12 protein-coding genes are annotated in these 12,245 nt (G+C 48.7%); 3 read left to right on the top strand and 9 right to left on the bottom strand.

The annotated features are described in order from the left end of the window. Positions 1–65: 65 nt before the first annotated feature. From clpX to rph, 6 genes are all read right to left on the bottom strand, one after another. Positions 66–1,331: an ATP-dependent protease ATP-binding subunit ClpX gene (gene clpX, locus AB432_RS09455; protein ID WP_007722243.1), complete on the bottom strand. Its 1,266-nt coding sequence runs from the start codon at positions 1,329–1,331 to the stop codon at positions 66–68. 20 nt (positions 1,332–1,351) lie between these two features. After that, positions 1,352–1,933 (bottom strand): ATP-dependent Clp endopeptidase proteolytic subunit ClpP, encoded by a 582-nt coding sequence (gene clpP, locus AB432_RS09450; protein ID WP_007722241.1) that lies wholly within the window; start codon positions 1,931–1,933, stop codon positions 1,352–1,354. A gap of 131 nt (positions 1,934–2,064) precedes the next feature. Beyond that, positions 2,065–3,357 (bottom strand): trigger factor, encoded by a 1,293-nt coding sequence (tig, locus tag AB432_RS09445; protein WP_048032071.1) that lies wholly within the window; start codon positions 3,355–3,357, stop codon positions 2,065–2,067. Between the two features lie 125 nt (positions 3,358–3,482). Then, positions 3,483–4,022: a metallophosphoesterase family protein gene (locus AB432_RS09440; RefSeq protein WP_048032070.1), complete on the bottom strand. Its 540-nt coding sequence runs from the start codon at positions 4,020–4,022 to the stop codon at positions 3,483–3,485. Between the two features lie 30 nt (positions 4,023–4,052). Next, positions 4,053–4,646: an XTP/dITP diphosphatase gene (locus AB432_RS09435; protein ID WP_048032069.1), complete on the bottom strand. Its 594-nt coding sequence runs from the start codon at positions 4,644–4,646 to the stop codon at positions 4,053–4,055. Next, on the bottom strand, positions 4,639–5,400 hold the full coding sequence (gene rph / locus AB432_RS09430; RefSeq protein WP_048032068.1) for a ribonuclease PH: 762 nt from the start codon (positions 5,398–5,400) through the stop codon (positions 4,639–4,641). The genes AB432_RS09435 and rph overlap by 8 nt, the downstream gene beginning before the upstream one ends. A gap of 214 nt (positions 5,401–5,614) precedes the next feature. On the opposite strand from rph, the gene AB432_RS09425 reads away from it, so the two are divergent. Then, positions 5,615–6,862, top strand: coding sequence for an MFS transporter (locus AB432_RS09425; RefSeq protein ID WP_048032067.1), 1,248 nt, complete (start codon positions 5,615–5,617; stop codon positions 6,860–6,862). A 19-nt stretch (positions 6,863–6,881) separates the two neighbouring features. Here AB432_RS09425 and AB432_RS09420 read toward each other — a convergent pair whose 3' ends face one another. Together AB432_RS09420 and racE are read right to left on the bottom strand one after the other, a co-directional pair. Beyond that, positions 6,882–7,934, bottom strand: a complete 1,053-nt coding sequence (locus tag AB432_RS09420; RefSeq protein WP_048032066.1) for a GerMN domain-containing protein — start codon at positions 7,932–7,934, stop codon at positions 6,882–6,884. Positions 7,935–8,031: 97 nt separating this feature from the next. Then, positions 8,032–8,844, bottom strand: a complete 813-nt coding sequence (gene racE / locus AB432_RS09415) for a glutamate racemase (RefSeq protein WP_048032065.1) — start codon at positions 8,842–8,844, stop codon at positions 8,032–8,034. Positions 8,845–9,014: 170 nt separating this feature from the next. Between racE and AB432_RS09410 the strand changes: the two genes are divergently transcribed. Continuing rightward, complete coding sequence (locus AB432_RS09410; RefSeq protein WP_048032064.1) at positions 9,015–10,049, top strand: superoxide dismutase; 1,035 nt, start codon at positions 9,015–9,017, stop codon at positions 10,047–10,049. Positions 10,050–10,130: 81 nt separating this feature from the next. Here AB432_RS09410 and AB432_RS09405 read toward each other — a convergent pair whose 3' ends face one another. Beyond that, the gene (locus AB432_RS09405) at positions 10,131–11,237 is read right to left on the bottom strand and encodes a peptidylprolyl isomerase (RefSeq protein WP_048032063.1); all 1,107 of its coding nucleotides are present in this window, start codon (positions 11,235–11,237) and stop codon (positions 10,131–10,133) included. Positions 11,238–11,478: 241 nt separating this feature from the next. Between AB432_RS09405 and AB432_RS09400 the strand changes: the two genes are divergently transcribed. Next, entirely contained in the window at positions 11,479–12,228 is a 750-nt protein-coding gene (locus AB432_RS09400; RefSeq protein WP_048032062.1) for a Gmad2 immunoglobulin-like domain-containing protein, read from the top strand. Positions 12,229–12,245 lie beyond the last annotated feature (17 nt).

Raw genomic sequence — 12,245 nt, 5'->3', positions numbered from 1 at the left:
GTAGACGTAAACCAACAACAAAAAAACCACCTCGCTTATCACGAGATGGTCTGTGTAGACAATACTTATGCTGTTTCTTCGTGCAATTCCTGGCCTTCTTTGGTCAACAGTTGCGGCTTCACTTTGTCGCGAACCGTTTCTTCAGTAATGACGCACTTGTTGACGTCTTCTCTGGAAGGCAGTTCATACATCATGTCGAGCATGATTTGTTCGATAATCGCACGCAGTCCGCGCGCACCAGTATTGCGCTTAATCGCTTCTTTGGCGATTTGCATGAGCGCACCGTTATCGAACTCCAGCTCAACACCGTCGAGACTCAGCAGTTTTTGGTACTGTTTCACCAAAGAGTTTTTCGGCTCTGTCAGGATACGCACAAGCGTCTCCTCATCCAGCGGCTCCAGAGTAGCAAGTACTGGCAAACGACCGACAAACTCCGGAATCAGACCAAATTTCAGCAGGTCTTCCGGCAAAATGTATTTCAGGTATTCTCCTGCTTTCAGATCGCCTTTTACGCCATCGCCGAAGTCTGCACCAAAACCGATGACTTTTTTACCCAAACGACGCTTGATAATCTGCTCGACGCCATCAAATGCACCACCGCAGATGAACAAAATGTTCGACGTGTCGATTTGGATGAACTCTTGATGAGGATGCTTGCGTCCGCCTTGTGGTGGAACACTTGCAACCGTACCCTCCAAAATTTTCAAAAGCGCTTGCTGAACGCCTTCACCAGATACATCACGCGTGATAGATGGGTTTTCCGATTTGCGGGCTACCTTATCAATCTCGTCGATGTAAATGATTCCTTTTTCAGCCTTCTCAACATCATAATCAGCAGCCTGGATGAGCTTGAGCAAGATGTTTTCAACGTCTTCACCCACATAGCCTGCCTCTGTCAGAGAAGTTGCGTCCGCAATCGCGAAAGGTACATTCAGAATGCGCGCCAATGTTTGCGCGAGCAATGTTTTTCCGCTACCAGTCGGACCGATCAACATGATGTTGGATTTTTGCAGCTCCACATCCTCGATCTTCGCCCCGGAATTAATCCGTTTGTAGTGGTTGTACACCGCTACAGACAAGGACTTCTTCGCCATATCCTGACCAATGACATAGTCATCCAAGATTTTGCGAATTTCCACTGGCTTTGGAATTTCTTTCATATCGATTTCTTCTTCAGTGCCCAGTTCTTCCTGTACAATTTCATTGCACAGTTCGATACATTCGTCACAAATGTAAACACCAGGACCAGCTACCAGCTTGCGCACCTGTTCCTGGGACTTGCCGCAGAAGGAACACTTCAGTTGGCCTTTGTCGTCGTTAAACTTAAACATGCGCTTCACCTCACAACGGGTCAGTTTTTGCGTTCAATAATAGAGTCAATCAATCCGTAGGCCTTTGCTTCTTCTGCACTCATGAAATTGTCGCGGTCTGTATCTTGCTCTACGCGTTCATAAGGCTGACCTGTCCGCTCAGACAAAATCTCATTTAGCTGGCGCTTCGTTTTCATAATCCACTCCGCATGAATGCGAATGTCTTCTGCTTGCCCACGCACACCACCGAGCGGTTGGTGAATCATCACTTCGGCATTTGGCAGAGCGAAACGCTTGCCTTTTGCACCCGCAGCCAACAGGAACGCACCCATGCTGGCAGCCATGCCCACACAAATCGTGGACACATCCGGTTTGATGTACTGCATGGTGTCATAGATGGCCATTCCTGCTGTAACAGAACCACCTGGAGAGTTTATGTATAGCGATATGTCTTTGTCCGGATCTTCCGCCTGCAAGAAAAGCAGTTGAGCGACGACCAGATTGGCGATTTCATCATCAATCTCGGTGCCCAACAGAATAATCCGGTCTTTCAGGAGGCGCGAGTAAATATCGTAGGAGCGCTCTCCCCTGCTTGTTTGCTCGATGACCATAGGGATTAGCATTATGTATTTTCCTCCTTTGCCGAAAAAAGTCAATGGTGGAAAAACAAGGCACGATACACTCGTGCCTTGTGGTCTTGACAGCCAGCGTCAGGGTTAGCCTGCCCACTGACCAATCATGCGTTCTTCTAAGCTTATGCTGTTACTTTGCTTTCTGCAACCAGCAAATCTACTGTTTTGCGAGTTTGCACATCGCGGTACAGAGCAGCCATGCCATCTTGTGCAGAGAAGATTTTGCGCAGCTCATCAGCTGGGCGGCCGTATACGCCAGCCAGTTTATCCAGTTCTGCGTTTACGTCTTCTTCTGTTGCTTCGATGTTTTCTGCTTTGCCGATTGCTTCCAAAGTCAAGGAAGTGCGAACGCGGGATGTTGCGTCTGCACGCAATTGATCACGCAGTTGGCTCTCATCCATGCCGGAGAACTGGTAGTACAGTTCCAGCGTCATGCCTTGGTATTGCAGACGTTGACCAAATTCATTTACCATTTGATCCAATTCATGCTCAACCATTACTGCTGGCAAATCGATCTCAGCGTTTTCAGCTGCTTTCAGAACGAGCTGCTCACGAACATATTGATCTTTTTCTTGCGCTGTTTTTTCTTCGAGTTTTTTCTTGGTGTCTGCTTTCAGCTCTTCCAGCGTGTCGAACTCGCTCACATCTTTGGCAAACTCATCATCCAAAGCAGGCAGGTTTTTGCGCTTCAGGCTGTTCAGCTTCACTTTGAATACCGCTTCTTTACCAGCGAGGTTAGGAGAGTGGTACTCTTCAGGGAAAGTTACGGTAATTTCTTTTTCTTCGCCGATGTTCAAGCCAGCCAGTTGCTCTTCGAACCCTGCGATGAAAGTACCGGAACCCAGTTCCAGAGAGTAATCTTCCGCTTTACCGCCTTCAAAAGCTACTCCGTCTTGGAAGCCTTCGAAATCGATTACAGCGATATCGCCTGTTTGTGCGGCACCCTCTTCTACTGCAACGAGCTCAGCATGACGCTCTTGCATACGCTTCAGTTCAGCGTCAACGCTCTCTTCTGTTACAGAGAAGTCTTTTTCTTCGATGGACAGACCTTTGTAGTCGCCCAGCTTTACTTCAGGCTTCACAGTTACAGTCGCTTTGAAGATCAGGTTTTTCCCTTGTTCCATTTGCGTTACGTCTACTTCTGGACGATCTACTGGCTCGATACCAGCTTCACGAACAGCTTGTCCGTATGCAGTTGGAAGCAGAATGTCAAGAGCGTCTTGGTACAGAGATTCTACACCAAAACGGGATTCGAACATTTTGCGTGGTACTTTTCCTTTACGGAATCCTGGAACTTGAACTTTTTGAACCACTTTTTTAAACGCTTGATCTAATGCTGCGTCTACTTGCGTAGCATCTACTTCAACCGTCAGGACTCCCTGGTTATTCTCTACCTTTTCCCAATTTGCTGCCACGTAAACTTCCCCTCCTAAATCGAATCAACAGAACATCGCCAGCCGCGCCATGGTATCTTCGCAGGCTCGGATGATAATATTCTAGCCATTATAACCATTCTAGTATAGCACAAATCTTTTAGTTTTCAAGAAGACCTGATTGGTCGACGAACAGAATAGTTCCCTCCCAATTGTGAAACCAGGTTGCCTACATGATCATAAAACGCCACGGATATGTAAACTTCTGTCGGACTCGTTCCTGTCTCTTCTAAATGAGCATATGTCGGTACGTGGAAACCGCGCGGCATTTGCAGGCTGCCCGGATTCAGAAACAAGATGTCTCTCTCTACGCCACAGACAGGTACATGAGAGTGACCGAATACGACTACATTTGCTCCGACCTCTTCTGCACGGTAATGAAGGCGCAGAAGAGAGCCTTTTACTCCGAAAAGATGTCCGTGCGTTTGCAGGATGTGAAGGTCTCGCCATTCGGTCTCTTGCTCAGTCGGCACCTCTTCTGTCGAATCGCAATTGCCTCGGACAAGCGTCATGTTGGAAAACGGCTCGCGCTGATGGTCGACACAAAAATCGCCACAATGCAAAATTTTTTCGACATGATGTCGGTTGACGACCTGGCTTACTTCCCGAACCAAGCCGTGGCTATCGCTCATGATGAGAATTCCCATCACGCCTCACTCTCCTGTTTTCTCTCTTGTCTACTTGATAATTTCAAGCAGTTGTTGCATGGCACGAGCGCGGTGGCTGATCTGGTTCTTTTCTTCTGGCATGAGTTCGGCCATCATTTTGTCCATCGATGGGATGTAGAATACCGGATCATATCCGAAGCCGTTTGTACCTTTTGGCTCACGCGCGATCACGCCCTCACAAGCGCCAGTGGCAATGATTGGCTCTTCGCCCGGAATCACCAACGCCAACGTACAACGGAAGCGAGCTGTGCGTTCCTGCGTCGACACCTCTTCCAGCTCTTTCAACAATTTACGCCAATTCTGCTCGTCTGTTGCATCTTCCCCGGCAAAGCGCGCGGAGTAAACGCCAGGGCGTCCTTCCAGCGCATCTACTTCCAGACCAGAATCGTCACCGAGGGCGGGCATATTCAAGTATGTAGAGATTTCGATTGCTTTTTTCAGGGCATTTCCTTCGAAGGTGTCCTTGTCTTCTACTACCTCTGGCACACCGTCAAATTCAGCGAGGCTAATTCCTTCCCAGCCTGCATCTGCAAACAGCCTGTTGAATTCTTTCACTTTTCCCTGGTTACGTGTTGCGAGAACGACTTTTTTTCGATTAGGCATGACTTTCCTCCGCTACTGATTGTGCAAAAGAGAGCGTAACATCTGCGAGCGCCTCTTTTTGACTGTTAATCAAGTTGTCAATGCCGACTTTTGCAAGGGCAATCATTTCTTGTAGCTGTTCAGGTGAAAACGGAGCATCCTCCCCTGTTCCTTGCAGCTCGACGAACTTTCCTTTTCCCGTCATAACGACATTCATGTCGACAATCGCTGTAGAATCTTCTTTGTAGTTGAGATCGAGCACTGCTTCCTCGCCGACTACTCCTACGGAGGTGGCTGCCAGGAAGTCGTTGAGCGGCAACTGTTTCCAGGTGCCACTATCCACCAGCTTTTGCATCGCGTCTACCATTGCTACGAAGGCTCCAGTAATCGAAGCTGTCCGTGTACCTCCGTCTGCCTGAATGACATCGCAATCCAACCAAATGGTGCGTTCACCCATTGCTTCCAGGTTCACAACGGAGCGCAGAGCACGTCCGATCAGACGCTGAATTTCCATTGTTCGTCCGCCGACTTTTCCTTTGGACGACTCACGCGCGTTGCGGGTCGCTGTTGCTCGGGGAAGCATGGAATACTCGGCTGTGATCCAGCCCTTCCCGCCACCACGCATAAAAGGCGGTACCCGGTCCTCCAAAGTCGCCGTACAAATCACCTTTGTGTCTCCGACTTCAATCAGGCACGATCCTTCTGCGTGTTTAATGTAATTGCGCGTAATCGTTACAGGGCGCAATTGATCATGGGCACGGCCATCCACTCTCATTCCAAGTTCCTCCTAAATCGCTTTGTTACACTCCGCTCATTATACCAGAGGCAGGAAACGATCTGCCACTGCACAAACGCCTCTTCCTTATTTACGTCAATTGCAAATATTCTTGTCACTTCCTCCCTCATACAAAAATTACTTGCGTCCATCAATAAATTTAAATATCATCTAATTAGATATTTGATTAATTTGATGGTAGGTGAATCTTCTTATGAGCTTCCTGTTTCTCTTGAAAAAGCCGAATTTACGGTGTCTTTTAACGGCCAATTTCTTAAGCGGAATCGGAGATTGGTTTAACAGCGTTGCTGTGCTCGCCTTGCTGCTCGAAATAACGGGAACAGCTATCGCTGTGGGCATTACCCTCGCACTACGTACGCTGCCTCACTTGATTTTTGGTCCGCTTGGTGGTCTAATGGCAGACCGTTTTGATCGAAAAAAAGTGATGGTCGCCTGTGATCTCGTTCGCGGATTCATTGCTCTTTCATTTCTGTTCGTGTCAGAAAAGTCAGATTTGTGGATCGTCTATGCGGGGACGTTCTTGTTGGTTGCCTTTTCGTCGCTCTACAATCCGGCTCGAATGTCCCTGCTCCCCAAAATCGTTGACCCTGAGGAATTGGCGACGGCGAACGCACTTGATCAAAGTATCTTTGGAATTGTCATGGCCATCGGTTCGTTGATCGGCGGTATTTTTGTTGCACTCTGGGGAAGTGATCTCGCTTTTCTTTTCAATGCCCTCTCCTTTTTCGCATCGGCTCTGTTTCTGGCTAGACTGAAGGTACACTCCTTCCCAGGCGATTCCGTTCATAACGTGCAACTGCGTCAGGCTGCTAAAGTCTCTACCTACGGAGAGGTGATCCGCGCCATCACATCCACACCGATTGTGTACGCCATCTTGTTGCTAAAAGCCGTATGGCCAATCGGCGGGGGGATTATCAATGTCCTGATCAGTGTCTATGCCTATCAAGTGTTTACTGCCGGTGAATGGGGAATTGGTCTGTTGTATGGTGCAATCGGACTTGGCTTCATCATCGGGGGGATGCTCGCTCAGCGCTTTCAACGATACTTTAACGAAGTGGCTGCGAGCAGCTTCGCTTTGGAAGGATTTGCACTGCTATTGACCAGCTTTTCACCCACGATTTATGTAACGGCACTGTTCTTTGCGCTCTCCACCGTCGCGGGAGGAATGGGGAACGCCAGCCTGAATACATTGATCATGCGCCATGTCACCCCCAGCTACCATGGCAGAGTATTTGCCTTGGATGCGACGATCTCAAACATCCTGATCGGTCTGTCCATGCTCCTTGGCGGTTGGATTCTGACGATGGCAGACCCACGCATAGTCGGCTTTGTGGCAGGTCTTTTTGTCACGATCCCATCGCTTGTGCTTGGACTTGTTATTCGGAGGGCCGTACGCGCTAGTGACGACGTACAATTGGCGAACAAAAGCCACGCTCGTTAATACGGGCGTGGCTCGTTTCTTACATCTGTATGGGATTGAGTTGAATCGGGCGGCTCACTGGCTTGGTGAACTCGCCACTGGCTAGCGGTTTCCCTTCCACCAGCAGCTGCACTTGCTTGGCTCCTGTCGTTTCTGTCAATGACAAGACAAGCGATTGCAGGGCTTCTGGGCTCGCTTCCTTGCCATCGTCATACTTGAGGATGTCACTGCTCAAATTGACCGTCACCAAATCTTTTTCCTGCTTCACATCCAGAACACGTGTCGTACGGAGCAAGGAACTAAAGAGCTGAGATCCTTGTTTCGGTCCTTTGATCAACTCTTCTACGGTTGCTTTGGCGATATCAGCCGTTTCAGGAACCAGGCGAGTGACTGGGACATAATACGTACGTGTATCATCCAACTGTCCTTGGAAATAAACCGTTACGCTGGAGGTATCTCCTGGTACCGCCCCATCGCCCAGTTCGAGATTGACTCCTTGATTCCGGTCTAATAGCGTTATGGGTGTTTTGGCTGCTGGCATTTCTGTCAACGGCGTTCCGTTCACCCAAATTTGCACAGTTTTGACGTTGCTAAATTCCGTCAACGCCCTGGTGACTGCATCGACAATTTTCTTCTCGTCCTTCTCCTCGTACGTTTTGAAGTCTTTGGAAAAATCGACAGTGGCTACGCCGTTTTTGATGACAAGTCCTTTTACTTCTGTCCCTTTCGGCAATACAGCGGAGAAGCCACCCTGGAGCATGCTCTCTACCGGACCACCTTTTACCATGTAGCTCAATACTTGTTTGGCAGGACCTTCTGATTTCGGAAGAGTCATCGAGACAGGAACGATATATCCGTTAGCATCCTGCAAATATACCATTCTCTCTCCAGTCTCCTGAACGACCGGTTGTGCGCCTTCTTTTGCAGCATCCGGGGACGGCGTGCCGTTTGGCAAATCAACTGATACCTCTGACTGTGGCGGTGCATCAATACTAATCGTTTCCTTTTCCGGGCCAAAGAGACCGCAGCCCGACAAAAGCACTGCGCTAACCCCCAGCACGGCCGTCATTTTCCCGATGTGCTTTATCTTCATTTCCCCAGCCTCCTCCAGACACTTTGTACTACCATGTATACGAGCTAGGCTTGGGTTTATGCGTTGAAAGTTTGTCTCGCCAGACAAGGATCTTCCATCAGGGATGGACGGATTTTTCCAATGAGTTGTGCTGGACGTTCACTTTGCAATCCAGCCATTCTTCTGCAATGGTCCGGAATGTGTGGGCGTCCCCACTCGTCACAAACAGATGTTCCGGGCGTTCTATTTGCTTGCTTTCGGCGTCCGTCGCAATTTGCAGGGACAATTCTCGCGCTGTCTCTTCAGCGGAGTTAATCAAGCGCACTCGATCTCCCATCACTTCCGAAATGACTGGTGCTAACAACGGATAGTGTGTACAGCCCAAAATTAACGTGTCCAAATCTTCGTGCAAGAACGGGGCAAGCGTTTCTTTTACAACTCTTCTTGCTTCCTCCGAGTTCGCCATGTGGCTCTCCACCAGTGGCACAAATGCGGGGCAAGCCATGCCAGCGACGTATAAATCCGGTTGAATCCGTAAAAGCGCACGCTCATACGCTTTGGTACGAATGGTCGTTTCCGTCCCGATGACACCAACCCTTCCATTTTTCGTGACTTGAACAGCCGCACGTGCGCCTGGCTCAATCACCCCAATGACGGGCAGCGGCAAATCCTCCATCGCTTCCTCCAGCACGACAGCAGTCGCAGTATTACAGGCGATCACCAATGCTTTTAACGGTGTACGCATCACATAATCGATCATTTGAAAGCTGTAGGCACGAATCTCTTCCGGCGATTTGGAGCCATACGGACAACGGGCATTATCGCCTACATAAACAATCCGTTCTTCGGGTAGCTGACGCATGACTTCCTTCGCAACAGTTAATCCTCCCACTCCTGAATCAATAACGGCAATCGCTCGTTCTCTACTCATGCTAATGTGTCTCCCCTGTTGAAATGAATATAGTACAGCATACCACTCAAACATTTGTGCTACTACCATATGCGGAGATGAAATTTCTTGTACTCCGCAAATGTCGCACCTTCTCTAGGCGCCTTTCATAATGTGGGGAGAGATGATGTGCCCACGAGGAGGAGAATCTTTTGGTAGAAGAAGCCAAGAATTTGCTGGACTGGAGCCAATGGGGCCGACAATGGATCGAGCATTTGCGAAGACACAAGCCCCTCAACCGAGAACTCGAACGGCATCTGCACAAATTCGAAGAAACATTTACACGGATCGGAAGGGAAGCATCCAAGCTGGGTTCAACACTAGAAAGCGACGAGCTACCTGCTCTCATCACTCGCGCAGAACAAGTGCAGGAGCAATTCCATCACTTTTTACGACTGGCTCAGTTGAGTGAAGATGAGGAAAATTTGGCAGGAGAAGGGAAGGAACCTGTTCAGGAATCAATGAATGCACAGCCAGCAGTGGTGGAAGAAGTACAAGTGCCTGTAGTGCCAGAACCCGTTTCCTATCCCGGTGCACGCGAGCCAGTCCGTGCAGCACGCCCCGTAGCTGTCGGCCGACATACCCTCCCTCCGCTTCCTTATGCCTACAACGCATTGGAGCCGTACATCGATGAAGCTACCATGCAAATCCATCACACCAAACTGCACCAGAAGTATGTGGACGATCTCAATACAGCAGAACGGAAGCTGGCAGAGGCTCGAGAAAGTGGCAACTTTGATCTCATACGCCATTGGGAACGCGAGCTAGCCTTTAATGGGGCCGGTCATTACTTGCATACGATCTTTTGGCCATCCATGAGTCCAAATGGCGGTGGCACACCTTCTGGTGATCTTGCAGCGGCAATCAATCGGTATTTCGGATCGTATGACGCCTTTAAGAGACAATTTAGTCAGGCGGCAGAAAAGGTAGAAGGTCCTGGGTGGGCGATCCTCGTTTGGTCCCCTCGAACACATCATCTGGAGATTCTTACAGCCGAAAAGCACCAGAACCTGTCACAATGGGATGTGATTCCGCTACTGGCGCTGGACGTATGGGAGCATGCCTATTTCCTGGCGTATCAAAACCAGCGAGACAAGTATGTAGAAAACTGGTGGAATATCGTCAATTGGCCATATGTGGAAGAGCGATTCGAGAAAGCACGAAAACTGCGCTGGGAGCCTTATTGACTTGTATCTCCCCTTCATTGACAAACCCCCGTCATCCCAAATGACAGGAATGAGAGGGGGTTTTTGCTTTGCTGGCGGAACTTATTCGTTATAGGGGACGAATTCGATCTTTTGTACCTTTATCGGATTTTGGAGGGGTTTGGCATTCTCATCTGTTTTCTGGGCAGCGATCTTGTCTACCACTTCCATCCCTGCAAATACATGACCAAAAACAGTGTGGCGATTGTCGAGGTAAGCTCGTCCGCCAATTTCTTTATACTTCGCTTCTGCGTTCAGTGGTAGCGCCGACAAATCGAGGTACTCCTGATCTACCTTCGGGCTTTGTACAATGTAGAAATGCGTGCTGTTCGTATTCGGTCCAGCGTTCCCCATACTGAGCGCTCCCCTGAAGTTGAACAGATCCCGGCTAAACTCGTCTTCAAACGAATCGCCGTAAATACTCGGCAGCTCCTTGCCGTCCGGCCCTTTCAAATCTCCCGCCTGAATCATGAAATCGTTGATCACACGGTGAAAAATCATATTGTTGTATTGCCCTTTTTTCGAGAGAGTCTTAAAGTTTTCCACTGCTTTTGGAGCTTTGTTCGGGAACAGTCTCAGCTTGATCACACCGGCATCAGTCGTGATCACGCATATTTCTTCACCTTTGCGTGGCTTCTCCAACTGAAACAGCTTCACATCTGACACATCGATGCCAGAGTCCTGCCAAATGACGCCCCACGCCTTCCAGTTCACCGGGTCTGTCCCGAGTCTGGCCAAGCCGAGATAATCCGTTTTTTCAATGGCCTTGTTATCTGCGGTATACCCGACGTATTTGAATTTCACAATCGCGCGGTAGTTATTGTAAGCGTCCTCCTTCGTGACGGTGTACAGCTTGTCTACTTTTGCTTCGATCACCTGAATGTTTTTGTATTGCGCCAATCCTTCTACATAGGTTTTCATCGCAAAATTCGTCAAGGAGTCATCTGCCACCAGCTTTGCTATCTCAGCAGGATTGGATCGTTGCTTTACCAAGGACGCTATGAAATCACCCACTTCCTGCTTATCTCCCCCATGTGGACGGAACTGGTTGACCTGGACTTCGTTACGATAATCATGAATAGCGTTTGCAGCAGCTTGTTGGACAAAAGTCGGACTCAGTAACGGAATTGCAATACTTGCAACGACCGCTAGAGAAACGAGTTTCTTCATTCTTTCCGCCCCCACTAATAGAAGATTGTTCCATAAAAACAGTATAGCTCAATCTGCGAATCGATGTCTGAAATATTTTAAAAATTCTGCTAAATAGAGCAAGAAGATCCCGTTTTTTCCCATAAAATCTCTTGCGTCTTTTTGCTTCCCTCCCCCGTCTAACCCATGTAAACTTCATGAAGCTACAACAAAAAAACAATTAATCATAACGGCCATATGCCATATAAGGGAGAGACTCACCATGAATAAAAAAACGATCACTGTATTTGCGGCTTCTATTTTGACTTGCTCTGTTTTTGCTGGAGTTCTCGGCACGACTTGGGCTAACCAGGCTACTCCCCCAGCAACCACGCAGCAAGAAACAAAAGCAAACGAAGCAGCCAAGCAGAATATGTTCCGGAATATCAAACTAGCGGAGCCTGCTCTCTTGTACACCGTAAAAGGGGAAGCAAGTGTTTTTGAAGGAACGTACCAATACGCAGTCAAGCAAGGGAAGCACGTCTTGGCAAAAGGGTACGGCACTGCTTCAAAAGGTGGCCCGGAATGGGGAACTTTTGCGCAAACGATTAAGATTGCAAGAAGTGAGCTGATCGGAAACGAGCCCTTGATGCTCGAGATGTTTGAAATCAATCAAGAGAACGGCGCGATCATCAACAAGCTTTCGATTCCATTAGATAGCTCCGATACAGTAAAAAACACCAAAGTTTTTCGTAACCTGAAGCTTGCGGCACCGTCTGTCGTGTATACCGTATCTGGCGAAGCTAGCGTTTTCGAAGGCACCTATCAGTATGCCGTGAAGCAAGGCGAACAGGTCGTTGCCAAAGGCTTTGGAACAGCATCGAAAGGCGGCCCGGAATGGGGTGAATTCTCCAAGGAGATTGTCATTCCGCTGAGCAATCTGTCCAAAAATAAGCCAAGCACCCTCGAACTGTTTGAAATCGATCAAGAAAGCGGCGCAATGAAAAATAAAATGGTGCTTCCATTGAAGTAAGGAGAAAAAGGAACTAC

Source organism: Brevibacillus brevis (assembly GCF_001039275.2).
Taxonomy (GTDB): domain Bacteria; phylum Bacillota; class Bacilli; order Brevibacillales; family Brevibacillaceae; genus Brevibacillus; species Brevibacillus brevis_C.
Note: the sequence above shows the minus strand (reverse complement) of the source record. Positions and strands in the feature narration are given on the sequence as shown.

Bases quoted from the DNA above. Each gene is read 5' to 3' on its own strand.
- clpX (WP_007722243.1), bottom strand. From the start codon at position 1,331: ATGTTTAAGTTTAACGACGACAAAGGCCAACTGAAGTGTTCCTTCTGC.
- clpP (WP_007722241.1), bottom strand. From the start codon at position 1,933: ATGCTAATCCCTATGGTCATCGAGCAAACAAGCAGGGGAGAGCGCTCC.
- AB432_RS09440 (WP_048032070.1), bottom strand. From the start codon at position 4,022: ATGGGAATTCTCATCATGAGCGATAGCCACGGCTTGGTTCGGGAAGTA.
- AB432_RS09435 (WP_048032069.1), bottom strand. From the start codon at position 4,646: ATGCCTAATCGAAAAAAAGTCGTTCTCGCAACACGTAACCAGGGAAAA.
- rph (WP_048032068.1), bottom strand. From the start codon at position 5,400: ATGAGAGTGGATGGCCGTGCCCATGATCAATTGCGCCCTGTAACGATT.
- AB432_RS09425 (WP_048032067.1), top strand. From the start codon at position 5,615: ATGAGCTTCCTGTTTCTCTTGAAAAAGCCGAATTTACGGTGTCTTTTA.
- AB432_RS09420 (WP_048032066.1), bottom strand. From the start codon at position 7,934: ATGAAGATAAAGCACATCGGGAAAATGACGGCCGTGCTGGGGGTTAGC.
- racE (WP_048032065.1), bottom strand. From the start codon at position 8,844: ATGAGTAGAGAACGAGCGATTGCCGTTATTGATTCAGGAGTGGGAGGA.
- AB432_RS09405 (WP_048032063.1), bottom strand. From the start codon at position 11,237: ATGAAGAAACTCGTTTCTCTAGCGGTCGTTGCAAGTATTGCAATTCCG.
- AB432_RS09400 (WP_048032062.1), top strand. From the start codon at position 11,479: ATGAATAAAAAAACGATCACTGTATTTGCGGCTTCTATTTTGACTTGC.